The sequence below is a fragment of the Psychroserpens sp. Hel_I_66 genome (assembly GCF_000799465.1).
Lineage (GTDB): Bacteria > Bacteroidota > Bacteroidia > Flavobacteriales > Flavobacteriaceae > Psychroserpens.
Genome location: NZ_JUGU01000001.1, coordinates 2,961,627 through 2,987,576 on the forward strand (window position 1 = coordinate 2,961,627; position 25,950 = coordinate 2,987,576).

The window sequence follows — 25,950 nt, forward strand, 5'->3', positions numbered from 1 at the left end:
ATAGTATGTTTAACGAAGTATATGATGTCATAGTTGTAGGAGCAGGTCACGCAGGAAGTGAAGCTGCTGCATCTGCTGCAAACATGGGAAGCAAAACGCTGCTCATCACCATGAATTTACAAAACATTGCACAAATGTCTTGTAATCCTGCAATGGGTGGAATTGCAAAAGGACAAATTGTAAGAGAGATTGATGCCCTTGGTGGCTATAGTGGTATCGTAAGTGATACATCTGCCATCCAGTTTAAAATGTTGAATAAATCTAAAGGACCTGCGATGTGGAGTCCGAGGGTTCAAAGTGATAGAATGCGTTTTGCAGAGGATTGGAGACTATTGCTTGAACAGACTAAAAATTTGGATTTTTATCAGGAGATGGTTTCTGGTTTACTAGTTGAAAATCATAAAGTAGTTGGTGTTAAAACGTCATTAGGTTTAGAGATAAAAGCAAAAACTGTAGTGCTTACCAATGGAACATTTCTTAATGGATTAATTCATATTGGTGATAAAAATTTTGGAGGAGGTAGAGCAGGAGAAAGAGCTGCAACAGGAATCACAGGACAGCTTGTTGAATTAGGTTTTGAATCTGGTAGAATGAAAACAGGAACACCGCCACGAGTGGATGGCAGATCATTGGATTATTCTAAAATGGTCGAACAGCCTGGAGACGCTCAGCCAGAAAAGTTCTCGTATTTAGAAAGCATCAAACCTTTAAAAGAACAGCGTTCTTGCCACATGACTTATACAAGTCCAGAAGTTCACAATTTGCTTCGAGAAGGTTTTGATCGTTCTCCAATGTTTAACGGTAGAATCCAAAGTACAGGACCAAGATATTGCCCATCAATAGAAGATAAAATAAATCGTTTTGCAGATAAGGATAGGCACCAGTTATTTGTTGAACCAGAAGGCTGGAATACCGTTGAAGTTTACGTTAACGGTTTCTCTACTTCATTGCCAGAGGATGTTCAATTTAAAGCGTTGCGATCTGTAGTTGGTTTTGAAAACGTAAAGTTTTTTAGACCAGGTTATGCTATCGAATATGATTACTTTCCGCCAACACAATTAAAACACACTTTAGAAACTAAATTGGTTGAAGGTTTGTTTTTTGCTGGTCAAATTAACGGTACAACCGGTTACGAGGAAGCAGCATCTCAAGGGTTAATGGCAGGTATAAATGCTGCGCTTAAGGTTCAGGAAAAAGAACCATTTATATTGAAACGTAACGAGGCATATATTGGAGTCTTGGTAGATGACTTAATCACAAAAGGAACTGAAGAACCTTACCGTATGTTTACATCACGTGCAGAGTACAGAACCCTTTTAAGACAGGATAATGCCGATTTTAGATTAACGCCTAAAGGATATGATTTAGGTTTAGCTAGTGAAACCAGATTGCGACGTATGGAGGAAAAGCAATCACAATCTGAAAACTTTGTAGACTTCTTTAGAGATACAAGTGTGAAGCCTGAAGATGCTAATCCTGTTTTAGAATCTAAAAATTCTGCTTTGGTGAAACAGTCAGATAAGATGTATAAATTGTATTCTAGACCAAATATTACTTCGGAAGATATGCGCCAATTTGAGGAAGTTGAAAGTTATATACAGGAACATGATCTCGACAGAGAAGTGATTGAGCAGACTGAAATTCAAATCAAATATTCGGGATACATAGAAAAAGAAAAAAACAATGCCGATAAGCTTAATAGGTTAGAAGATGTAAAAATCCCACCAAATTTTGATTATACAAAATTAAAATCTATGAGTACGGAAGCGGTTCAAAAATTAACTAAAATTCAACCTGTAACCATTTCACAAGCCTCAAGAATTAGTGGAGTATCTCCAGCAGATGTTTCTGTTCTTTTGGTTTACATGAGAAGGTAAATTCACGATATTCAATCACCTTTATTTTGAATTAAAATTTAAATCTTTTTTTGAATGTTTCACGTGGAACATGTATTAAAAAACATAAAATCAACGCTCTATTTGTGGTAAATTCTACTGACAAAAAATTGTATTTAAACGTAAAAGATCATTCAGTTTCTGGAGAAGAATTCCAGTTAAGGTATAATGAAGAATTTGATTTTTTAGAAACGTATCCGCAACCTTCCGAAGATGTTTTAGGAAATTATTATGAGAGTGAGGATTACATTTCACATACAGATTCCAAAAGAAACAATTTTGAAAGAGCATATCATTTTATAAAATCAATTGCGCTTAAAAGAAAATTAAAATTGCTTAATTCATTTTCTTCTGAAGAAAAAAACCTTCTAGATATAGGATGTGGTACAGGAGACTTTTTAAAAATAGCTAAAGATAATAATTGGAACATTTCAGGAATTGAGCCAAATGAAAATGCCAGATCAATAGCAAATGCTAAAACGAATCATTCGGTTTTTAGTATAGATCAATTATCAAAATTTGAACCGCAAAGTTTTGATGTTATAACGCTTTGGCATGTACTTGAGCATTTACCAAATTTGAAATCCCAAATAGAACTTTTCGAATCACTTTTAAAACCAAAAGGGAGATTGGTAATTGCAGTACCAAATTACAAAAGTTATGACGCGAAACATTATAAGGAATTTTGGGCTGCTTTTGATGTGCCACGACATTTATGGCATTTTTCACGAATTTCAATAAGTAAATTAGTTGCAACAAAACACATGAATGTTGAAAAAACATTACCAATGAGTTTTGACGCTTATTATGTGTCACTGCTTTCAGAAAAATATAAATATAAATCTATGAATCCTATATCTGCTTTTTGGATAGGATGGAAGTCAAATTTCAAAGCTAGACAAACTGGAGAGTATTCTTCATTGATTTATTGTATTAAAAAGGTCAATTCGTAGTTTTTAAGCGATTTAAAGCATTTTAGCATATGTATCAAGTAAACATATTGATTTAAATAGATGTTTAAAATTAGCCACATCTATTGAAGCTAATTATGATAGGTAAATTTAATTATATTTAAAATTAGTATTGATAATTTTAATAAACACTTTTTTTATAAAAAATTAATGCACTTTCATACATTTGCAAAAATTAATTTAAAATTTTAAAATGAAAAAAATATTAGGAGCACTTTCAATAGTATTGGTTTTAGCATCTTGTCAAGAACAGAAAAAAATGGCATTCGTTAATAGATCTGAAGTCATTAATGAATATCAAGAAAAAATTGATGTTGAGGCAAAATTCAAGGAAAGAGAAGAAAATTTCAATAAAAAATCGGATAGTATCGGTAAAGATTTTCAAATGGCTTACCAACAGTTTCAAATGGAAGCTTCAAAAATGACTGAAAAACAACAACAGGAACAAGGTCAGGCATTCAACCAAAGAGGGCAAATGTTGCAGCAACAACTACAAATGGAGCAGCAAACATTGCAACAATCTTTTACGACAGAAATGGATTCTGTAATGTCACACATGAAAACTTTTGTTCAGGATTACGGTAAGAAAAACGGGTATAGTTTTATTTTTGGAACAAGCGACGTAACTACTACCATATTGTATGGTGAAGAGGTTAGTGATATTTCTGATGAGGTTTTAAAAGGTCTTAACGATGCTTATAAAAAAGAGGAAGAATAAATATCTTACTACATAAAATATAAAAAGCCGACTTGTTTAGTCGGCTTTTTTATGTAATAACCTCGTGAGTTTTATAGAGAGGTCGGTTAGAATAATCTTAGAATTTCCATTACGCTCAATATGGTAAATCGCATTTTGAAGTTCTTCGGAAATGTCCATAATATTATTACCGTGAACAAAAGGAGCAAATTTTTCCAATTTAAAACCCGATTTCGGTTCCATAAAAACCAAACTATTTGCTTTATAATTTAAAAGCAGTGCTTGACGGAAAAAATCCAAACAAAAATTTAAAAATTGCTTTTGTGTTTCACGACCTGTTTTGGCAATGGTCTCGCTCCATGAAATTAAATCGTGTATCGCAGCTTTATTTCCTTTTGCTTTAAAAGCAGACCGAATCCAAAAAACAAACCAATCTTCAAATTGGGTGTCTTCACTGTCACTGTAAACAATATCACAAGCCTTATTATAATTTCCGTTAGCTTGGTGTGCTATTTTAATAGCATCAGGTTCGGGAATTTGATAATTTTTAGTTAGCGCTTGTTTTATAACATCTTCAGCCAAAGGTGGAAAATGTAAAACCTGACAGCGTGAGCGAATGGTATTTATTATCTGCTCTTCGTCTTCAGCAATAAGAATAAATATGGTTTTGTTTGGTGGCTCTTCAATGAGTTTTAAAAGTTTATTTGAGGCAGATGTGTTCATTTTTTCTGCCATCCAAATCAGCATAACTTTGTAACCACCTTCGTAAGACTTTAACGCCAAAGCTTTTACGATGTCTAGTGCTTCGTCAACACCAATTTGGGCTTGTTTATTATCAATTCCCAAAATTCTATACCAATCAAATAAGTTTCCATATGGTTGTTTTTCAATGAGTTGTCGCCATTCTTCCATAAAATGATTAGAGACGGGATGACTTTTAACTTTATCATTTGCAGCAACAGGAAATGCAAAATGAAGGTCGGGATGAGAAATGTTTTTAAACTTTAAATTACAACTTTCATTACCATTATTGTTCTCGCCATTAGTGTTTTTACACAATAGATATTGAGCATAGGCAATTGCCATTGGTAATGTGCCAGAACCTTCAGGACCCACAAACAATTGTGCGTGAGGTATGCGACCAGAATCGGCACTTTTGGTTAAGTGGTTTTTAATATGTTCTTGTCCTAAAATGTCTGAAAATAGCATGACGCAAATATACTTTTTTATTTAATTCTCCACATATCCAATCACCGCAAACGGTTTCGTGAAAAAACACCTTTTTTAGAGTCGTTTTATTGGTTACATTTGTGAAGCAACTTTATAAAAAGCAATAATGAAGACTCTAAAAGATTTTAATTTCAAAAATAAGAAAGCATTAATTCGTGTAGATTTTAATGTACCGTTAAATGATAATTTTGAGGTTACAGATGCCACTCGTATTGTATCTGCAAAGCCAACAATTATCAAGATTTTAGAAGACGGTGGGAGTTGTATATTAATGTCTCATTTAGGTCGACCAAAAGGTAATGAGGAGAAATATTCTTTAAAGCACATAGTCGATAAAATTGAAGATATTTTGGGTGTAGAGGTGAAATTTGTTGACAATTGTGTTGGTGAAAAAGCTGAAGATGCTGCAGCCAATTTAAAGCCAGGAGAAATTTTATTGTTGGAGAATTTGCGTTTTCATGACGAAGAAACTGCTGGAGATAAGGATTTCGCTAAACAGTTATCAAAATTAGGTGATATTTATGTAAACGATGCCTTTGGTACCGCTCATAGAGCGCACGCATCAACAACGATTATTGCACAATTTTTCCCAGAGAATAAATGCTTCGGAAATTTGCTAGCCCAAGAAATAGAAAGTATCAATAAAGTGATGGAAACAGGAGAAAAACCGGTATTGGCAGTACTTGGTGGCGCAAAAGTATCTTCAAAAATTACAATAATAGAAAATATTTTAGATAAAGTAGACCACCTAATAATTGGTGGAGGTATGACCTACACCTTTGTAAAGGCACAAGGTGGTAAGGTTGGTGATTCCATTTGTGAAGACGATAAAATGGAACTCGCACTAGACATCCTAAAACAAGCCAATTCAAAAAACGTACAAATCCACTTACCTGTTGATGTGATCGCTGCCAATGATTTCGCAAACGATGCAGAAACTAAAATTGTAGATGTTGATAGTATTCCAGAAGGTTGGCAAGGTCTTGATTGCGGGCCAAAAACAAAAGCGATTTTTAACGATGTTGTTTTAAAATGTAAAACCATTCTATGGAACGGTCCTTTAGGTGTTTTTGAAATGGAAAACTTTGCCGGCGGAACAATTGCCTTAGGGAACTCTATTGCAGAAGCGACTAAAAATGGAGCGTTCTCATTAGTTGGAGGAGGAGACTCTGTAGCTGCTGTGAAACAATTTGGTTTTGAGAATAAAGTGAGCTACGTAAGTACTGGTGGTGGTGCGATGTTAGAAAGCCTAGAAGGCAAAACCTTACCAGGAATCGCTGCTATTTTAGAATAAAGCACTCAAATACATTTTTTAATTCGGAAGAATCTTACACTCACTGTTAAATTACGGTGTTAAACTTTCATTTTAGCTAAAAAAATACGATTTTAGCTGACTTGACGTTAGAGTATACCCAACTATAGTCAACGATATTATAAAGATTTAACCAATGAATTATAAGCTTATTACCCTAACCTTTGGCTTTTTGTTTTGCGCCTCAGTTTCTTTTGGTCAGGATTCAATTCCGAAGAAAAAAGAAATAAAGAGAATCACAAAAGCCGATTTTATTGAAGGCAACTCCTATGTCATCGATACCATTATCGATGGTCAAACGTACTTTAAACAACAAATCAATATCGAGCCCGTTTCAGATTCTCTAAAGACCAAATCTTTAGAAGACCATAAATTAGCTGCAGAAATTGATGTAAAATGGTTAGAGGAGTTATACAGCAATGTGTTGTTTGATACCATTTATGAATCTGTAACCAATCTAAAATACGATCCTGTTGATTATCCAGAATTAAGTACAGATACATTAAAAGCAAGATTAAAGCGCTTAAACGCAAGAACCCCTTTTAATGTAGAATATAACCCTTCTTTAGAGAGTGTTATTAAATCATACCTTAAAAATCGTCGCAATTCTATGTCACGATTAATGTCTTTGAGTCACTATTATTTTCCTTTGTTTGAAGAATCTTTAGACAATTATGATATTCCTCTGGAAGTGAAATATTTGGCTATTGTAGAATCTGCTCTTAAGCCAAAAGCGCGCTCTAGAGTTGGTGCAACTGGTTTATGGCAGTTTATGTTTGGTACAGGAAAAGAGTATGGATTAAATGTGAGTAGCTACGTTGATGAACGTAGTGATCCCATAAAATCTACTGAGGCAGCAAGTAAATATCTGGCGAGATTATATAAGATTTTTGGCGATTGGGATTTAGCATTAGCAGCTTATAACTCAGGTCCTGGAAATGTTTCTAAAGCCATTAGAAGATCTGGTGGATACCAAAATTATTGGAACATTAGACCAAACCTTCCACGTGAAACAGCAGGATATTTACCAGCTTTTTTAGCAACAATGTACATTTTTGAATTTGCAGAAGAGCATGGTTTTAAAATAGAAAGACCAAATTATCACTATGTAGAAACAGATACAATTCATGTTAAACAAATGATTTCTTTAGATCAGGTTTCTGAGTTGGTAGATGTGCCTATTGAGGAACTTCAGTTTCTAAACCCATCGTATAAATTGGATATAATTCCTTATATTGAAGGAGAAGATTACACATTACGGTTACCTAGAGACGCTGTTGGTAGATTTGTCACTAATGAGGATGAGATTTATGCTCATGTTACTGCAGAATTGAATAAGCGTGAGAAGCCTCTTCCTCAGTTATTTGATGCAGATAGCAAAACCCGATATAGGGTAAGATCTGGAGATTATCTTGGTAAAATTGCCAGAAAATTTGGCGTTAGGGTAAGCCAAATTAAACAGTGGAATGGATTACGAAGTAACAATCTAAAAATAGGACAGCGATTAACCATATATCCTAGAACACCAAACACGTCTTCGGTGAAACCAGTGAGTGTAAGTACAACAAAAAGAGTAGTTACTACTGAAGGTAAATCTACGTATCGCGTTCAAAAAGGAGATTCATTATGGAGTATCTCGCAAAAATTTCCTGGAGTTTCTGTTCAAAATATTAAAGAATGGAACGATATTAGCAGTAATAAATTGAAAATTGGAATGACACTCGTTGTGTCGAAATAAATTTAAGCTTAAAAATTTCTAAAATGATTAATAAAACGTTCAGTATACTATTATTGATAACTACTCTATTTTTTTCGTGTAACGATGAAAATGCAAAAAAATATGCTCCTAAATCTTCAGGAAATATTAATAGCTTAGTTGTAGTTGCCGATAATTTACTTTGGGAAAACAATGTTGGAGAAGAAATTAGAAATGTTTTAGCAGCATCTGTTGAGGGGTTATCAAAAGACGAACCTCAATTTTCGATGAGCCAAATGCCACCAGAGGTATTTACTGGTTTTGCGAAAAATAACAGAACTGTTTTAAAAATTGAAAAAGGTAAAGAAGCTGGTGTTAAAATTGCTAGAGATGCTTTTGCTAGACCACAAACGTTGGTAGTTGTTTCTGGTCAAACCAACTCAGACATTATTGAGCAGATTAAAAATAATTCAGAAAAAATTATAGATGCCTTTAAAAAAACAGAGATAACAGAGCGTCAACGTAGAACTAGCAAATCATTGTTTAACGATACTCCAATTGAAGAAAATCTTGGTGTTTCCATTAAATTCCCTTCAGCTTATAGAATTGCAAAATCTGAGGAAGATTTTTTCTGGATTAGACGTGATATAGAAACGGGAAATGTTGATTTGTTGTTATATGAAATTCCCTTATCATCCATAAGAAAAGGTGATAGTGCAGTTATGGATGTTGTTAGAGTTAGAGATTCCGTAGGTAAAATTCATATTGAAGGAGCTCTCGAAGACACTTATATGTCAACAGAGCCAGCTTTTACACCATTTATAAATGAGGTCATTATAGACAATAAACCAGCGTATGAAACTAGAGGGCTTTGGGACTTGAAAAATGCATTTATGTCTGGACCATTTATAAATTATGCTATTGAAGATAAAGTAAATAACCGATATATTATTGCAGAAGGTTATGTATTTGCTCCATCCATAGCTAAACGAGAATATGTTTTTGAGCTGGAATCTATTATTAAATCGATTTCAATAAAATAAACCTGAACCTATATAAAAAGTAAAGCCAACGAGTTATCGTTGGCTTTACTTTTTATAAGGTTTGTAGAATAAATAATTTATTCTTTTTCAGTTTTAGTTTTAGTAGAGGTTGTAACGTCCTCATCTTTGCTGGCGTCTTTAAATTCTTTGATACCGCTTCCAAGTCCTCTCATAAGTTCAGGGATTTTCTTTCCTCCAAACAATAATAAAACCACAACAACGATTAAAATTATTTGCCAAGCTCCAGGAGCTAAAAATATACTTGATGCTATCATAATATTAAATTTTGAATTACAAATTTAATAATTATACTTCAAAATAAACGTTAATAAGCAAACTTTAATATGGGCTGGTGAAATTTGGACATATTTTAATTAATTTTGCGAGACATGGCAGCAAAAGAAAAAGATAAAAAATTTAAAAGGAAGTTACTTCACAAGTATCGTTTGGTAGTTCTCAATGAAGATACTTTTGAAGAACGTTTTGCAATAAAACTAACTAGACTTAATGTATTTGTAATCGTGTCTTTAGGAAGTATTTTGCTTATTGCTGGTACCATTTTTTTAATAGCATTTACCTCTTTAAAAGAATATATTCCAGGTTACTCATCAACCGCTTTAAAAAAACAAGCCACGGTTTTAAACTATAAAACAGATTCTCTCCAGCAAGTGATCAACTTAAATGAGCAATATTACGCATCCATAAAAAAAGTATTATCTGGAGATGTGAGTACTGTAGAGTTTAATAGGGATTCAATTATTGATGCATCAAGCATAAACCCTAAAGATTTGGCTTTGAAACCTTCAAAAGAAGATTCGTTACTACGTGAACTAGTAGATAAAGAAGATAAATACAATGTGTTTGAATCTACGATATCATCAACAAACTTCGTCTTGTTTCCTCCTGTGAATGGTACGATTTCCGAAGGATACAACGTCAAAGAAAAACATTATGCAGTAGATGTAGTGGTAGCAAAAGACACACCAGTAAAAGCTACCGCAGATGGGACTGTTATTTTTGCTGAGTGGACTGCAGACACAGGTTACGTCGTTATCATTGAGCATAGTTATGAGCTAATTTCGGTATATAAGCACAATGCATCCATTACCAAACAACAGGGTGATTTGGTGAAGTCTGGAGAAGTTATCGCAATGGCTGGAAATTCTGGAGAATTAACTTCTGGACCACATTTGCATTTTGAGCTTTGGAACAGAGGCTACCCAGTTAATCCTACAAACTTTATAGACTTCAATTAATGATATTTTTAAAACCAATACTAGCAAAATTGTTTGCCAAGAACGTTAGAAAATCTGTTATGAGGTGGTCTAGCAATCCTGTAGAGACTCAGAAAAAGGTTTTTGAAACGTTAATTAAAGAGGCTTCCAGTACTCAGTTTGGCAAGGATCATGATTTCAAATCCATTGTAACACATCAAGATTTTGTTGAGCGTGTGCCTATTAGAGACTACGAAGACCTTAAGCCTTATGTTGACCGTGTTGTTGCAGGAGAAGAAGACATTCTTTGGAAAGGCAAACCCTTATATTTCGCAAAAACCTCTGGCACCACATCTGGAGCTAAATACATACCATTAACAAAGGAGAGCATGCCAACTCATGTTGAAGCTGCCCGTAATGCGATCTTAATGTATATTGCTGAAACAGGAAATAGCAAATTTGTAGACGGTAAAATGATATTCTTGCAAGGAAGCCCAATTTTGGAAGAAAAAAACGGAGTGCAACTTGGGCGACTTTCGGGTATTGTAGCGCATTATGTCCCTAAATATCTCCAAAAAAATAGAATGCCATCATGGGAGACCAATTGCATTGATGACTGGGAAACCAAAGTCGAAGCTATTGTTGACGAGACATTACCAGAAGATATGACCGTTATTTCTGGGATTCCATCTTGGGTACAAATGTACTTTGAAAAGATAAATGCTAAAACTGGAAAAAAAGTTGGAGAGGTATTTAAAAATTTCAATCTCTTCATATTTGGAGGTGTCAATTATGAGCCTTACCGAGCAAAATTTGAAAGCTTAATTGGTAGAAAAGTTGATAGCATTGAGCTTTATCCTGCAAGTGAAGGCTTTTTTGCTTTTCAAGATAAACAGGATGAAAAAGGGATGCTACTTCAGTTAAATTCTGGGATGTTTTATGAGTTTGTTGAGGCCAGTCATTTTTTTGACGACAAGCCTAAACGTTTAACGATTTCCGAAGTAAAAATTGGAGTCAATTATGTGATGATCGTTTCTACCAATGCAGGTCTATGGGCTTACAATATTGGTGACACTGTTGAGTTTACATCAACAAAACCTTATAGAGTGATTGTTTCGGGTAGGATCAAACATTTTATTTCTGCCTTTGGAGAGCATGTGATTGGGAAGGAAGTTGAGGTTGCTTTGCAGGAGGCAACACAAGATTTAAAGATCAATGTTACTGAGTTTACGGTGGCTCCACAAATAAATCCCGATTCTGGCTTGCCATTTCACGAGTGGTTTATTGAGTTTGACGAAGCGCCAAATGATATTTCTGAATTGACAAAAAAAATTGATGAGGCAATGCAGAAGCAAAATAGCTATTATTATGATTTGATCTTCGGAAATGTGCTACAACCACTCAAGGTATCAACAATTAAGAAAAATGGCTTTCAAGAATATATGAAATCCGTTGGTAAATTGGGCGGACAAAATAAAATCCCAAGGTTATCAAACGACCGAAAAATTGCCGATGCGCTCTACAACTTGAAATTGTTGAAATAATACTATATTTGTCCGCAAATATTAATGAATGAATAAAAGAAAGATTCACGAGAGGACGAGAGCACAAGAAAGCTCAAATGCCATTGAAAGAATGTACATCACAATGCGACATTTATTCAACCGTGGGTTTTATAAACCTATGGGTGTTTCTGGTGAAACATTAAGAGAATCTTTATTGTTATTACGACCTGAGATTTACGGGTCAATTTCCGAAGAAAAAGCAGAATTAGAAGGTTTATTGTATGTTATTGACCGGCTTCCAGCAGGTATTGAAGAGTGTACTTTTATAAATCTTACAAGTGATGAAGGCTACGGAAATTCGCATTTTAAGCCTATAATTCCTCCTAAAAGACGTCGGAACTGTTATCGTATTGATGATGAACAGATGAATATTGAGATTACTAGGGGACGAAGTGAAATTTATGATATTCTAACCCATCTCACTTTTCTATTTATTGAATCGCATAAAATAAGCAAACGTGTTTTAATTGACGAACAGGGGACAACCACAAGAGACTGGATCAAATTAGAAAAGGCTGTACTTTCTAAAAAGAAATTAACGCAGCAAGAACGTGAGATTGCAATTACCCATACTGCAAATATTTTGGGTAGAACATTTGAAGAGCTTACCAATGCACATTTAAAATTTACAACGAAAACCAAACCAGAACGCTTATTACATATTGTGTATTGGTTGGGCAAGTTGGCTATTGAAGAGGTAATCCATAATAATAAGCGCACCGTTACTTTTAGCCCTGTGCTGAGAGAACGTTTAGGACACCATATTCACGGAGAAATCTGGGCGGACCACATAAAGGAGGTTTTAGAGAAAAATAATTTATTAAATCGCCCAATACACGTTATCAGCGCAAATATGCACAGCGTTATGAACTCTATTTTTGCCCCAATTGCATTAAAGTCAATGGCAGCTAAAAAGGATATTTTTGATGTTTATGAGGCCATAAGCCAAAGGGAAAATGAAACGTTACGCAATAAAATTACCAAGGAAGCGTTGCAAAGTGGAATGATTTATATACAGGATACATCTGGAACTAATATAGACGTTCAGATTTTTGATACTGAAAAAATAGATTTTTCTAAGACAGATATTGGAGTTGGAGAAGACTTTAAAAATGATGAAAAATCTGTGATATTTGTTATGGATTATGCTTTTGGAGAGCAAGCTTATGAAACTATTGATGAGTTATTAAAACCGTATGTGGTTGATGGCGAGAAAGTTCATTTAAATGTAAAGTCTGTTTCCATTATGGGTAAAGCAGGTATTTTAGAAGGGGGAAAAGGCGATATAATGATACCATCTGCACATATTTTTGAAGGTACTGCAGATAATTACCCTTTTAAAAATGAGCTTAGTAAATCAGATTTAGAAGGTCAAGGCGTAAAGGTTTACGAAGGGTCTATGATTAGTGTTTTGGGAACTTCTCTTCAAAATAAAGAAATACTGAAGTTCTTTTACAATTCTACATGGAATGTGATTGGACTGGAAATGGAAGGTGCTCATTACCAAAAAGCGATACAAGCAGCGTCAAAAGTTAGAGGGAGTATAAACGAAGATGTGAAAGTACGATATGCTTATTATGCGAGTGATAATCCTCTAGAAACAGGAAGCACATTGGCCTCAGGTGGTTTGGGGACTTCAGGAGTAAGACCAACCTATTTAATAACAAGAAAAATATTACAACAGATATTTAAATAAGAATTAATAATTATGAGTGAAAATTTACCAAATGACCATTCAAAACAAGATAAAAATTCAACCGAAGAACTAGATTTAGTTGTCTTTTTCAGTCTTATTGGAAACGTTTTTTCAAAAATATATAAATTTTTTGCTTCTATAATTAAGGGCATCTTTTCCGTTTTTGTATTTGCTTTGAAAGCAATTATTGATAATTTTAAGATTATTTGTATCGTTCTATTGTCATCATTCATTATTGGTTTTTCAATTGATAAAACAAAAGAACCTATCTATTTTTCTAAAATGTTGGTAAAACCCTACTTTGAGTCTAAATACCAACTTGTCAATAATATTGATTACTACAACGCACTTATTTCTATAGATAACTACGATGAATTATCAAATATTTTCCAAATACCAAAGGAAGACACTAAAGAGTTAGTAAGCTTTCAAATAGAAGTAGGTCCAGAAACCGAAAATGATTTGATAAGACAATATGATGAATATGTGCAATCCATAGATAGTATAAGGGCTCAAGATATATCTTTTGAAGATTTTGTTGATAATAGAGATCTATTTTCTAGTGATCTTTTTACAATAGAAGTTAAATCTTACAAGAGAGATATATTTAAGAGTTTAACCAAAGGTTTTGAATCAACCTTTTCAAATGAATATTCAAAAAAATTGATGAAAAGAAGAGATTCTACAATTGTAATTAAGAAATTAGCATACCGAAAAGATCTACAAAAAATTGATTCATTACAAAAAGTATATTTAAGAATATTGCAAGAGGAATCTAAAAAGGGATCTGTATCGATTGGATTGGAAGGGCTCATCCCTCTTACTCAAGATAGGACGATAACTCGAGAATTTGAAATGTTTCAAAATGAATTAAGAATTAGAGATTCCATCAGAGTATTAGATCAACAGATTATTGAACAAAATGTTTATTATGATGTGCTTTCTACGTTTTCTGATGTTGGATTGAAATCTGATGATATTTTAAAGAAATTTGCACTGTTACTTCCAGCACTTGCATTTATAATATTATGCCTTACATTTTTAGGTATTAAAACAATAAGATTTGTAAGCAAATATGAAGCATAAAACAATTTTAATAACTGGCGGAGGATTTATTGGATCTAATGTTTTAAGGTTTTTTGTTAAGAAAAATCCAGAATATAAGATTTTTAATTTTGACAGTATCATAAATCTAGCTGCAGAACTCTGTATAAACAGACTAACTAAAGATAAATTATTTTATCATATTAGTACAGATGAAGTTTATGGGACTTTGAGAGAAGTAGGATTATCTACAGAGAAGAGAATTAGACTGGAAACCATGAGTACTATTTGAATAAGTATTAAAAAAAACAATGTAATGGTATTTAGAGAATGAAAATTAACTTAATAGCTTCGCTAGTAGAGAATATCAATATTATTATAATAAGCAATATATTTAAAATCAATTCCTAAAAAATTATGAAAGGTATAATACTGGCAGGAGGATCAGGAACGAGATTACATCCATTAACCTTAGCAGTAAGTAAGCAATTAATGCCTATTTACGATAAACCAATGATATATTATCCATTATCGACTTTAATGTGGTCTGGTATAAAAGACATTCTCATCATTTCTACTCCTCACGATTTACCATTGTTTCAACAACTCTTAGGAGACGGAAAAAAATTTGGTTGTAATTTTGAATATGCTGTTCAAGAAGCACCAAACGGATTGGCAGAAGCATTTATAATTGGATCAGATTTTATAGGCGATGATAAAGTCGCATTAATTTTGGGAGATAATATTTTCTACGGAACAGGGCTAGAACAATTATTACAAGCTAACAACGACCCAGAGGGAGGGATTATTTATGCCTATCATGTTCATGATCCAGAACGTTATGGAGTTGCAGAGTTTGATAAGCAAGGTAATGTTATTTCAATTGAGGAAAAACCAGAAAAACCAAAGTCTAATTATGCTGTCCCTGGAATATACTTTTACGATAATTCAGTAGTTGAGATCGCAAAAAATATAAAGCCGAGCCATAGGAATGAATTAGAAATAACAGACATTAATAAAGAATACCTCAACCAAGGAAAATTAAAAGTGAGCGTATTAGACAAAGGCACAGCATGGCTAGACACAGGCACTTTTAAATCATTGATGCAAGCCTCACAATTTGTTCAAGTTATTGAAGAACGTCAAGGATTAAAAATAGGAGCGATAGAGGAAGTAGCTTATAAAATGGGTTATATAAATAAAAATGAATTTAGTAATTTAATTCAGCCACTTATAAAAAGTGGTTATGGTAAGCATCTATTGAGCATTTTAGAAAATTAAAAGATGAAAAGGATTGATACAGCGCTAGAAGATTGTTTTATTATAGAACCAAAACTTTTCAAAGACAAAAGAGGTTATTTTTTTGAAACATTTAATCAAAAAAGCTTTAATAAAATAGCAGGAATTGACACCAAATTTGTACAAGACAATGAATCTTTCTCTACAAAAGGAGTTTTAAGAGGCTTGCATTATCAAATAGGTGATTTCGCTCAAGCTAAATTAGTTAGAGTAATTTGTGGCAAAGTATGGGATGTGGCTGTAGATATTAGAAAACATTCTAAAACTTTTGGACAATATATTTCAGTAGAACTTTCAGAAGAAAATAAAAAACAGCTGTTCGTACCAAGAGGTTTTGCTCATGGCTTCATTGTATTGAGTGACACAGCGATTTTTTCATATAAATGCGATAATTTTTATGATAAATCTTCCGAAAGAGGTATTGCATATAATGACTCTAAGCTAAATATTGACTGGCAATTACCTCAAAATGAATTTATAGTGTCAGAAAAGGATGTAATCTTACCAAAATTTGAGAATGCGACATTATGGTAAATGTTTTAGTAACAGGCGCTAACGGTCAACTTGCAAGTTGTTTAAATGACACTATAATTGTCAATTCTGATTATAATTATATTTTCAAAAATTCTTCAGAATTAGATATCACAAATAACAAAGATCTAGCGTCATTTTTTAAGCAAAATAAAATTAAATATTGCATAAATTGTGCTGCCTATACAGCAGTTGACAAAGCAGAACAAGATAGAAAGCAGGCAACAAAAGTAAATGTGTTGGGTGCGGAGAATTTAGCCATAGAATGTTCCAAAATAAATGCTATTTTAATCCATATATCGACCGACTTTGTTTTTGATGGCGAACAATCAAAAGCCTATAATGAAACCGATAGTACCAACCCAAAAAGCGTTTATGGACAAACCAAGTTAGATGGAGAACTAAAAATAAAAGAAAACCTATCTAATTATTTTATTATAAGAACATCATGGTTGTACTCTGAACATGGTAATAATTTTATGAAAACCATGCTTAGGCTTTCAAAAGAAAGAGATCAACTTTCAATAGTTAGTGACCAAATTGGTACACCAACCTATGCCAAAGATTTAGCTATTGTCATTTTAAAAATAATAGAGACCGAATCTACATCTTATGGATGTTATCATTATAGCAATGAAGGTGTTGCGAGTTGGTATGATTTTGCAAAAGCCATTTTTGAAATAAAAAATAGTAACATAGAAATAATACCTATAAAAACATCAAATTATCCAACTCCAGCAGAGAGACCTATTTTTAGCGTTTTGAATAAAGAAAAGATAAAAGATAATTTGGGTATAGAAATTCCTCATTGGAGAGATAGCTTAAAAAAAGCTATTTTAAATTTGAATAATTTGACAAACTAATAAAATGAAAAAAGTAGCATTAATAACAGGAGTAACAGGTCAAGATGGAGCTTATCTAAGTGAGTTTCTATTAAAGAAAGGATACATTGTTCATGGAGTGAAAAGAAGATCATCTCTATTTAATACAGACAGAATAGACCATTTATACCAAGATCCTCATGTAGAAAATCAAAACTTCATTTTACATTATGGAGATTTAACAGATAGTACAAATCTTATAAGAATCATACAAGATGTAAAACCAGATGAAATTTATAATTTGGCTGCCATGAGTCACGTTCATGTCTCTTTTGAAATCCCAGAATACACAGCTAATGCAGACGGAGTAGGTACTCTACGTCTTTTGGAAGCAATTAGAATTCTTGGATTAGAGAAGAAAACAAGAATATATCAAGCATCAACATCTGAGCTATATGGTAAAGTTCAAGAAGTACCACAAACCGAAACAACACCTTTTTATCCAAGAAGTCCTTATGCGGTAGCAAAAATGTACGCCTATTGGATTACTGTAAATTACCGCGAAGCTTATGGTATGTACGCTTGTAACGGTATTTTATTCAATCACGAATCCCCAATTCGTGGAGAAACCTTTGTAACCAGGAAAATAACTAGGGCAACCTCAAAAATAGCCCTAGGCCTGCAAGACAAGATTTATTTAGGTAACCTTGATGCCCAAAGAGATTGGGGACACGCTAAGGACTACATTAGAATGATGTGGATGATCCTTCAAGCAGACGAAGCTGAAGATTGGGTCATCGCAACAGGTAAAACAACAACAGTTAGAGATTTCGTGAGAATGTGCTTTGAGCACGTTGGCATTGAACTTGAATTCAAAGGAGAAGGTTCAAATGAAAGAGGTTATGTTAAATCATGTAGCAATCAAGATTATCAATTAGAAATCGGGAAAGAAGTCATTGCAGTCGACGAAAAATATTTTAGACCAACAGAAGTAGAATTACTTATTGGTGATGCTACAAAAGCTAAAGAAAAATTAGGTTGGGTGCCTAAATATGATTTGCCAGCACTGGTTGAGGATATGATGTCTAGCGATATTCATTTAATGCAAAAACAGCAGTATCTAAAAGATGGCGGTTATAAAATCAAAAACTACTTTGAGTAACACCATATGGAAAAGCATTCTAAAATTTACATCGCAGGACATAGAGGACTCGTAGGTAGCGCATTATTAGAAAATTTACAATCTAAAGGATATCAAAATATTGTAACCAGAACACACAAAGAACTGGATCTAACAAACCAAAAAGAGGTTGCATTATTTTTTTCTTCGGAAAAACCAGACTATGTATTTCTTGCTGCTGCAAAAGTTGGTGGAATAGTTGCAAATAATGTCTACAGAGCAGATTTTATTTACGCTAACTTAATGATTCAGAATAATGTAATCCATCAAAGTTATATTAATAATGTCAAGAAACTATTATTTTTAGGTAGCACATGTATCTATCCTAAAAACGCACCTCAACCTATGAAAGAAGAGTATCTGTTAACCGATACTTTAGAATATACAAACGAGCCATATGCTATTGCTAAAATAGCAGGAATAAAAATGTGTGAAAGCTATAATCTACAGTATAACACCAATTTTATTTCGGTAATGCCAACAAATCTTTATGGCCCTAATGATAATTTTGACTTGGAAAAATCCCATGTACTTCCAGCGTTAATTAGGAAAATACATTTAGCTAAACTGCTCAATGAGAATAGGAGGGATGAGGTTATGAGTGATTTGGGAATTACTGAATTTGAAAAAGCAAAAGCTTACCTATATTCATATGGAGTCACAGAAAATTCAGTTGAGATTTGGGGTTCTGGCAAACCAAAACGTGAATTTTTATGGTCCAAGGATATGGCAGATGCTTGTGTCTTTATTATGGAAAACAGAGATTTTAGCGATACTTTTTCCGAAGAACAAAAAGAAATTAGAAACACACATATCAATATTGGTACAGGTCAGGATATTTCAATAAAAAAACTTGCAGACACTATTAAGAATATTATAGGTTTCAAAGGGGATTTGGTTTATGATACAAACAAACCTGATGGTACATTGAGGAAATTAACAGATGTCTCAAAACTTAACGGTTTGGGTTGGAAACATAAAATAGAGTTAGAAAGCGGAATTAAATTAGTGTATGACTGGTATAGAGATAAATAAATATTTAAACACAGCTATAGAAGCATCCCTAAAGGCAGGAGATGTGATTATGAAAGTCTATGACACTGCATTTGATGTCTATATTAAGGATGATAAATCGCCATTAACAGAGGCAGATAAAAAAGCCAATGATGTTATAAATTCTTATCTTGAAAATACACCAATACCAATTATTAGCGAGGAGAATAAGCAAGTGGATTTCTCAATAAGAAAGACTTGGAATACATGTTGGGTTGTTGATCCTGTAGATGGAACTAAAGAGTTTGTAAAACGCAATGGTGAGTTTACAGTTAATATAGCATTGATTACCGACGGGAAACCAATTTTGGGAGTAATCTATGTGCCCGCTTCTAAAACATTATATTTTGCCAACAACACAAAAAATGAAGCCTTTAAAATTGAATTAAAATCGCATGATACTTCTATAAACGAGATTTTAGAATATGCGATTGCTCTAAAACCAAAATTCAACAGTAATGATTTAATAGAAGTTGTTGGCAGTAGATCACACATGAGTCAAGATACATTGGATTATGTAGAAGATTTAAAAGCTAAAGGAAAACAAGTTGAGATTGTCTCTAAAGGAAGTTCCTTAAAATTCTGTTTAGTTGCAGAGGGAAGTGCAGATGTGTACCCTAGATTCGCTCCCACAATGGAATGGGATACTGCTGCGGGACAAGCTATTTGCAATGCAGTTGGTGTAGAAGTGATTTCAAAAGTAACTAATGAATCGTTATTATATAATAAAGAAAATCTATTAAATCCTTGGTTTATAGTAGGTAAATAATGAATGACCAATCCCATAAAAGGCATATTGCGAAAACTATTACTTGGCGCATTGTGGGAACAATTGATACCATTATTTTATCATGGATCATCTCCGGAAACCCTTTAACAGGATTAAAAATAGGTTTTGCTGAGGTAGTAACAAAAATGCTATTGTATTATTTTCATGAAAGGGCATGGTTTAAAATAAACTTATCCAAAGATGGTCAGGTTCTAGAAAGCAGAAAACGCCACATAGCAAAAACGATTACATGGCGCTTAATTGGTACTGTTGACACGATGTTATTGGCATGGATTATTTCTGGAAATCCGTTAACTGGATTAAAAATAGGGTTTGCTGAAGTGGTTACGAAAATGATATTATATTATATACATGAACGTTTTTGGTATAAATCAAATTATGGGCTAAACAATAGAAAAAGCACAAATTTATAAGCAATAACTAATGAAAGAGAATATCATACAGCATAATTACCAAATTAAAAGGCAAGATAGGTTGGATGCTAACAGCCATAATTCTTTTTTGATATGGTTTACTGGATTGTCAGGATCTGGAAAATCAACGCTTGCCAATTTGGTAGAAAAAAAGCTGTTTGAAATAGGTGTCAAAACCTACTCATTAGATGGAGATAATATTAGAAAGGGTATTAATAGCGATTTAACATTTGCTCCAGAAGACAGAACAGAAAACATTAGACGTATAGCCGAAATTTCTAATTTGATGATAGATGCAGGTCTTGTGGTCCTAGCAGCATTTGTTTCTCCATATAAAAAAGATAGAGAGAATATAAGAACTATTGTCAAAGATGTTAACTTTGTGGAAGTATACATCAATACAAGTGTTGAAGAATGCGAACGTAGAGATGTAAAAGGCCTTTATAAAAAAGCTAGGGCAGGAGAAATAAAAAATATGACTGGAATTTCAGCACCCTATGAAGTACCAGAACAGCCTGATATTGAAATTAATACAGAACGCGAATCTATTGAGATTTCCGTAGAAAAAATAATAGATTTTATAACACCAAAATTAAAACTCAATCATGAGTAAATATTATTTAAATTATTTAGATGAATTAGAAAGTGAGGCTATTTTTATATTACGCGAAGTTTGGGCTCAATTTGATAATCCAGTAATTTTATTTTCTGGTGGAAAGGATTCTATATTGGTCACTCATTTGGCTAAAAAAGCATTTTATCCAGCAAAGATTCCTTTTCCATTAATGCATGTAGATACTGGACATAATTTTCCTGAGACCATTAAGTTTAGAGACGATATTATTGCAGATTTAGGTGTTCAATTAATTGTGGGATCTGTACAAGAATCAATTGATGGTGGCAGAGTTTCCGAAGAAAAAGGAAAAAACGCTACGCGTAATGTATTACAAATCACAACGCTTTTAGACGCGATAGAATCTAATAAAATAGATTGTGCCATTGGAGGTGGAAGACGTGATGAGGAAAAGGCCAGGGCAAAAGAGCGTTTTTTTCACACAGGGATGATTTTGGGCAATGGGACCCTAAAAACCAAAGACCTGAATTGTGGAACATTTTTAACGGAAAGCATTTTGAAGGCGAGCATTTTAGAGCATTCCCAATTAGTAACTGGACAGAAATGGATGTTTGGAATTATATTAAAAGAGAAAAAATAGCAATTCCATCTCTTTACTTTGCCCACGAAAGAGAGGTGGTTTGGAGGCAAGATAGTTGGATTCCAAATTCAGAATTTCTAATTTTAGAAGATCACGAAGACATTGTAACCAAAAAAATAAGATTTAGAACTCTAGGTGATATCACAATTACTGGTGGCATAGAGTCTGATGCAGACACACTAGAAAAAATAGCAGATGAAGTATCTGGTATGCGCCAAACAGAACGTGGCAATAGAAGCGATGATAAACGGTCTGAGTCTGCAATGGAAGACAGAAAGCGACAAGGGTATTTTTAATAAGAAAGCAAGAACATGTTAGATAATAATCAGTTATTAAGATTTACAACCGCAGGTAGTGTAGATGATGGTAAAAGCACATTGATTGGTCGTTTGTTATATGATTCTAAATCTATTTTTGAAGATCAATTGAAAGCTATAGAAAGCACAAGTAAAAAGAAGGGTCATAATGGAGTTGATTTAGCTCTTTTTACAGATGGCTTAAAGGATGAACGTGAGCAAGGTATTACTATTGACGTTGCATACCGTTATTTTACAACACCAAAACGAAAGTTTATTATTGCAGATACTCCTGGACATATTCAATATACTAGAAATATGGTTACTGGTGCTTCTACAGCCAATGCAGCAATAATACTAGTAGACGCTAGACATGGTGTAATAGAACAAACAAAGAGACATTCTTTCATAGCTTCATTATTACAAATACCTCATGTTATAGTTTGTATCAATAAAATGGATTTAGTGGATTATTCTGAAGAGGCATATAACAAAGTCATCAACCAATTCGAAGAGTTCTCTTCTAAATTACTAGTTCAAGATATTAGATTTATACCGATTAGTGCACTTAATGGAGACAATGTTGTTAATAGGTCCAAATATATGGATTGGTATCAAGGTGCACCTTTGTTACATACGCTTGAGACTATGCACATAAGTAGCGACATTAATAAAGTTGACGCTAGATTTCCCGTTCAAACAGTATTAAGACCTCAAAGTGAAAACCATAGAGACTATAGGGGTTATGCCGGTAGAGTAGCGAGTGGTGTTTTTAGGGTTGGCGATGAGATCACAGTTATGCCTTCTGGATTTACCTCAAAGATAAAAACAATTGATACTTTAGATAAACAACTTAAAGAAGCATATGCTCCAATGTCTATTTCTATCACTTTAGAAGATGATATAGATATTAGTAGAGGTGATATGATCGTGCGATCCAATAATAAACCTGAAGCTTCTCAAGACATTGAAGTAATGCTATGTTGGTTGAATAACAATTCTGCAAAACCAAGAGCAAAGTATAGCATTAGACACACGTCTAATGAACAAAAGGCGATGATTAAAGAGGTCGTGTATAAGATTAATATTGAAACTTTAGGTCGAAATCAAGAAGATAAAGACTTGAAAATGAATGATATTTGTAAGGTTAAAATTAGAACCACGAAACCTTTAATGATTGATTCTTATAGAGAAAACAGAACAACGGGAAGTATTATTCTTGTTGATGATGCAACTAATGAAACTGTTGCTGCTGGTATGATTGTTTAAACTATTAAAACTATAAAAATGAAAAAAATAACTTTAGTAATTCTTCTGATTTTTTCAATGTCTTGTAAGAATGAAAAACAAAACACCGAAATACAAGACAGTCCAAAAAAAGTTGAGCAAAAGGATAGTTTTGTTTTAAAAATCAATGCTGTTGTAGAATATGACGATAAATTTGTTTTACACTATTTGGATGATGGACAAAAAAACATCACAACTGAAAATTCAGTAACAGTTCAAGTATCTGGTTCAGATCAACCTCAAGAATTAAGATTTCAAATTAAAGAAGAAATTTTACCTACTAGACTTTTCTTAAGTTTTGGGAATGATGAAAGGCAACAAAAAATAAATTTTTTAACTACAGAATTATCTTATGGCGATGAACTGATTTCAATTGAAAAGGAAAAATTTATTCAATATTTTATTCCTAACCAGTATGTAATATATGACAATGAATCAATCACTGCGACTACTAAGATAATAGGTGATCAGTATAAACCTCGCTTTGATTCTAGAGAATTGTTAATAGACAGGATATACTTAAAATTTTAATTGGAAATTGACAACAATCAAAAAAATTGGATATTCTTTTCACGAAGTTAAAGAGATTAAAAAACAATAAAGGCTTCATCAAGTATTTTAAAAATACATTCTTGTTGTTTTTTGAAAAAATTCTGCGCTTAGTTGTTGGTCTTTTTATTGGTGTTTGGGTTGCTCGGTATCTAGGTCCTGAAAAATTTGGTTTGTTAAATTATGCTATTAGTTTTGTTATAATTTTTTCTTTCGTTACAACGCTGGGATTAAATAATATTATCGTAAGAGAACTTGTTAATAATAAAACTAAAAGAGATCTAATTATAGGCGCAGCTTTTTGGCTTAAATTTATTGGTTCAATATTTTTAGTTTCTTCCTTAATAATAACTTTAAATTTTTTTTCCAAAGATGTTTATACTAATAAGATAATTATAATTATCTCCATTTCTTATGTTTTTCAAAGCTTTAATGTTATTGACTATTATTTCCAGAGTCAAGTTTTAAGTAGGTTTATTGTATTATCAAATATTATTTCATTAATTATCTCAAGCATTGTAAAAATTCATCTTATAACGATTGATGCTTCTTTGATGGCATTTGTTTATGCTTTTGTTTTTGATAGTTTTATTCTGGCCTTAGGCTTTATCTATTTTTATATAAAAAATAATTTATCTTTGAAGCGTTGGGTTTTCAATAAGAATTTTGCAATTCATTTATTAAAAAACAGTTGGCCTCTTATGCTGGGAGGTATAATGATTACAATTTATATGAAAATTGACCAGATTATGATTAAAGAGATCCTTGGTAATGAAGCTGTTGGTCAATATTCTGCTGCTGTAAAATTAAGTGAATCATGGTATTTTATTCCAATGATTATTTCTTCATCACTTTTTCCAGCAATTATTAATGCAAAAAAAATTAGTGAAAACATATACTATAAAAGACTACAAAATCTTTTTACCTTAATGGTATGGATGGCACTTGCTTTAGCTATACCTATGACATTTCTTAGCGATTGGGTTATCGACATATTATACGGGGAAAAATATATAAATTCTGGTGGAGTTTTAGCTATACATATTTGGGCGGGAATATTTGTTTTTCTTGGTGTTGCTAGTGAACGTTGGTTTATTAGTGAGAACTTGCAAAAATTATCTTTTTGGAGAACTTTTCTTGGCATGTTATCTAATGTGTTTTTAAATATGATTTTAATACCAAAATTCGGTTTAAAGGGAGCTGCCTTTGCAACTCTTGTTAGCCAGATAATGGCAGCATTTGTTTTTGATTTATTAAATAAAAAAACGAGAAAATTATTTTATATGAAGTGCAAAACAATAATCCCCATATACAGAAAGTTATGAAAAATATTATTTTTAATCTATATGGAACACTGTTTGGAAAGAATTTTTTTGTTCGAATAAATAAATTTTTATTTCAATTAAGCCTTAGAGGTCTTGGAATACTAAATTATAAAAGTGATTATTTAATAGGTGAGGTTTATTGGATAAAAAAGTATATTAAAAATAAAGAAAATGCTCTTATAATTGATGTCGGAGCAAATATTGGTGATTATTCATCATTTATTTTTGAAGCTAACAAGTCGAGTATTGTTTACGCCTTTGAACCACATCCAGAAACTTATAAATTATTAGTACGCAAAGTCAATAACTCAAATTTTCATCATTTCAATGTTGCAGTCGGAAAAGAGAATGATGTAATAAAATTTTATGATTATGCTATAAAAAACGGATCTTCTCAACACGCTTCCATATATTTAGATGTTATTAAAGATCTACATAAAGGAGATCCTGTAGAATATGAAGTCGATATTATTAAATTAGATGATTTTATTGAAACTCAAAAAATTGATGTAATTGATTTGTTAAAATTAGATATTGAAGGCAATGAATTCAACGCTTTATTAGGAATAAAAAAACACTTAGCAAAAAATAAAATTCATGCAATTCATTTTGAGTTTAACGAAATGAATATAATAAGCAAATCAAGTTTTAAGGATTTTTGGGATATTTTAATTAATTATACTTTTTATAGGATTTTACCAGGAGGTAGATTAATGGAATTAAAAGAGTATAATCCCGTTTTATGCGAAATTTATGCTTTTCAAAATATTATAGCAATTTTAAAAGATGAGTTTAAATAGTTTTTTACATTAAATATGCTATCATAGAA

General features: G+C 32.7%; 24 protein-coding genes and 2 pseudogenes. 24 read left to right on the plus strand and 2 right to left on the minus strand.

Translation table 11 applies throughout. The annotated features are described in order from the left end of the window. Window positions 1-5 precede the first annotated feature (5 nt). The 3 genes from mnmG to GQ40_RS13130 all read left to right on the plus strand — a co-directional run bounded on the left by mnmG (window position 6) and on the right by GQ40_RS13130 (window position 3,584). Window positions 6-1,877 carry a tRNA uridine-5-carboxymethylaminomethyl(34) synthesis enzyme MnmG gene (gene mnmG, locus GQ40_RS13120; RefSeq protein ID WP_047549234.1) on the plus strand — a complete coding sequence of 624 codons (1,872 nt, stop codon included), beginning with the start codon at window positions 6-8 and terminating at the stop codon, window positions 1,875-1,877. A 104-nt stretch (window positions 1,878-1,981) separates the two neighbouring features. Then, complete coding sequence (locus GQ40_RS13125) at window positions 1,982-2,848, plus strand: class I SAM-dependent methyltransferase (protein ID WP_047551953.1); 867 nt, start codon at window positions 1,982-1,984, stop codon at window positions 2,846-2,848. Between the two features lie 211 nt (window positions 2,849-3,059). After that, on the plus strand, window positions 3,060-3,584 hold the full coding sequence (locus GQ40_RS13130; RefSeq protein WP_047549237.1) for an OmpH family outer membrane protein: 525 nt from the start codon (window positions 3,060-3,062) through the stop codon (window positions 3,582-3,584). A 36-nt stretch (window positions 3,585-3,620) separates the two neighbouring features. Here GQ40_RS13130 and GQ40_RS13135 read toward each other — a convergent pair whose 3' ends face one another. Then, complete coding sequence (locus GQ40_RS13135) at window positions 3,621-4,772, minus strand: ATP-binding protein (protein WP_047549243.1); 1,152 nt, start codon at window positions 4,770-4,772, stop codon at window positions 3,621-3,623. A 127-nt stretch (window positions 4,773-4,899) separates the two neighbouring features. Between GQ40_RS13135 and GQ40_RS13140 the strand changes: the two genes are divergently transcribed. The 3 genes from GQ40_RS13140 (at window position 4,900) to GQ40_RS13150 (ending at window position 8,844) form a co-directional block, all read left to right on the plus strand. Next, complete coding sequence (locus tag GQ40_RS13140) at window positions 4,900-6,087, plus strand: phosphoglycerate kinase (protein ID WP_047549246.1); 1,188 nt, start codon at window positions 4,900-4,902, stop codon at window positions 6,085-6,087. 154 nt (window positions 6,088-6,241) lie between these two features. Further along, the gene (locus GQ40_RS13145; protein WP_052184259.1) at window positions 6,242-7,843 is read left to right on the plus strand and encodes a LysM peptidoglycan-binding domain-containing protein; all 1,602 of its coding nucleotides are present in this window, start codon (window positions 6,242-6,244) and stop codon (window positions 7,841-7,843) included. Between the two features lie 23 nt (window positions 7,844-7,866). Continuing rightward, window positions 7,867-8,844: a DUF4837 family protein gene (locus tag GQ40_RS13150; RefSeq protein ID WP_047549249.1), complete on the plus strand. Its 978-nt coding sequence runs from the start codon at window positions 7,867-7,869 to the stop codon at window positions 8,842-8,844. Window positions 8,845-8,921: 77 nt separating this feature from the next. Here GQ40_RS13150 and tatA read toward each other — a convergent pair whose 3' ends face one another. Continuing rightward, window positions 8,922-9,119, minus strand: coding sequence for a twin-arginine translocase TatA/TatE family subunit (tatA, locus tag GQ40_RS13155; RefSeq protein WP_047549252.1), 198 nt, complete (start codon window positions 9,117-9,119; stop codon window positions 8,922-8,924). Window positions 9,120-9,233: 114 nt separating this feature from the next. On the opposite strand from tatA, the gene GQ40_RS13160 reads away from it, so the two are divergent. The 18 genes and pseudogenes from GQ40_RS13160 (at window position 9,234) to GQ40_RS13245 (ending at window position 25,921) form a co-directional block, all read left to right on the plus strand. After that, window positions 9,234-10,100, plus strand: a complete 867-nt coding sequence (locus GQ40_RS13160) for a M23 family metallopeptidase (RefSeq protein WP_047549255.1) — start codon at window positions 9,234-9,236, stop codon at window positions 10,098-10,100. After that, window positions 10,100-11,602: a GH3 auxin-responsive promoter family protein gene (locus GQ40_RS13165; RefSeq protein WP_047549258.1), complete on the plus strand. Its 1,503-nt coding sequence runs from the start codon at window positions 10,100-10,102 to the stop codon at window positions 11,600-11,602. Before GQ40_RS13160 ends, GQ40_RS13165 begins: the two co-directional genes overlap by 1 nt. A gap of 28 nt (window positions 11,603-11,630) precedes the next feature. After that, window positions 11,631-13,319 carry a DUF6909 family protein gene (locus GQ40_RS13170; RefSeq protein ID WP_047549261.1) on the plus strand — a complete coding sequence of 563 codons (1,689 nt, stop codon included), beginning with the start codon at window positions 11,631-11,633 and terminating at the stop codon, window positions 13,317-13,319. A gap of 12 nt (window positions 13,320-13,331) precedes the next feature. Beyond that, window positions 13,332-14,405: a hypothetical protein gene (locus tag GQ40_RS13175; protein ID WP_047549264.1), complete on the plus strand. Its 1,074-nt coding sequence runs from the start codon at window positions 13,332-13,334 to the stop codon at window positions 14,403-14,405. Beyond that, window positions 14,395-14,619, plus strand: a pseudogene (locus tag GQ40_RS13180) (hypothetical protein); the annotation flags it as partial. The gene GQ40_RS13175 and the pseudogene GQ40_RS13180, both read left to right, overlap by 11 nt. 161 nt (window positions 14,620-14,780) lie before the next feature. Beyond that, entirely contained in the window at window positions 14,781-15,644 is an 864-nt protein-coding gene (gene rfbA, locus GQ40_RS13185) for a glucose-1-phosphate thymidylyltransferase RfbA (RefSeq protein WP_047549270.1), read from the plus strand. A 3-nt stretch (window positions 15,645-15,647) separates the two neighbouring features. Then, window positions 15,648-16,196: a dTDP-4-dehydrorhamnose 3,5-epimerase gene (gene rfbC / locus GQ40_RS13190; RefSeq protein ID WP_047549273.1), complete on the plus strand. Its 549-nt coding sequence runs from the start codon at window positions 15,648-15,650 to the stop codon at window positions 16,194-16,196. Beyond that, window positions 16,190-17,056: a dTDP-4-dehydrorhamnose reductase gene (gene rfbD / locus GQ40_RS13195; RefSeq protein WP_047549275.1), complete on the plus strand. Its 867-nt coding sequence runs from the start codon at window positions 16,190-16,192 to the stop codon at window positions 17,054-17,056. Before rfbC ends, rfbD begins: the two co-directional genes overlap by 7 nt. Window positions 17,057-17,060: 4 nt before the next feature. After that, on the plus strand, window positions 17,061-18,176 hold the full coding sequence (gene gmd, locus GQ40_RS13200) for a GDP-mannose 4,6-dehydratase (RefSeq protein WP_047549278.1): 1,116 nt from the start codon (window positions 17,061-17,063) through the stop codon (window positions 18,174-18,176). Between the two features lie 6 nt (window positions 18,177-18,182). Continuing rightward, window positions 18,183-19,229, plus strand: a complete 1,047-nt coding sequence (locus tag GQ40_RS13205) for a GDP-L-fucose synthase family protein (protein WP_047549282.1) — start codon at window positions 18,183-18,185, stop codon at window positions 19,227-19,229. Beyond that, a complete protein-coding gene (gene cysQ, locus GQ40_RS13210) occupies window positions 19,207-20,016 on the plus strand; it encodes a 3'(2'),5'-bisphosphate nucleotidase CysQ (protein WP_052184260.1) in 810 nt (269 codons plus the stop codon). The genes GQ40_RS13205 and cysQ overlap by 23 nt, the downstream gene beginning before the upstream one ends. Continuing rightward, a complete protein-coding gene (locus GQ40_RS13215) occupies window positions 20,016-20,450 on the plus strand; it encodes a DUF2061 domain-containing protein (protein WP_047549285.1) in 435 nt (144 codons plus the stop codon). Before cysQ ends, GQ40_RS13215 begins: the two co-directional genes overlap by 1 nt. 10 nt (window positions 20,451-20,460) lie before the next feature. Next, window positions 20,461-21,063 (plus strand): adenylyl-sulfate kinase, encoded by a 603-nt coding sequence (cysC, locus tag GQ40_RS13220; protein ID WP_047549288.1) that lies wholly within the window; start codon window positions 20,461-20,463, stop codon window positions 21,061-21,063. After that, window positions 21,056-21,960: pseudogene (gene cysD / locus GQ40_RS13225) on the plus strand (sulfate adenylyltransferase subunit CysD). Before cysC ends, cysD begins: the two are co-directional and overlap by 8 nt. Before the next feature lie 15 nt (window positions 21,961-21,975). Beyond that, complete coding sequence (locus tag GQ40_RS13230) at window positions 21,976-23,229, plus strand: sulfate adenylyltransferase subunit 1 (RefSeq protein ID WP_047549291.1); 1,254 nt, start codon at window positions 21,976-21,978, stop codon at window positions 23,227-23,229. 18 nt (window positions 23,230-23,247) lie between these two features. Next, on the plus strand, window positions 23,248-23,778 hold the full coding sequence (locus GQ40_RS13235) for a hypothetical protein (protein ID WP_156115587.1): 531 nt from the start codon (window positions 23,248-23,250) through the stop codon (window positions 23,776-23,778). 26 nt (window positions 23,779-23,804) lie between these two features. Next, window positions 23,805-25,121: a flippase gene (locus GQ40_RS13240; protein WP_047549297.1), complete on the plus strand. Its 1,317-nt coding sequence runs from the start codon at window positions 23,805-23,807 to the stop codon at window positions 25,119-25,121. Continuing rightward, window positions 25,118-25,921, plus strand: a complete 804-nt coding sequence (locus tag GQ40_RS13245; protein WP_052184261.1) for an FkbM family methyltransferase — start codon at window positions 25,118-25,120, stop codon at window positions 25,919-25,921. The genes GQ40_RS13240 and GQ40_RS13245 overlap by 4 nt, the downstream gene beginning before the upstream one ends. Window positions 25,922-25,950 lie beyond the last annotated feature (29 nt).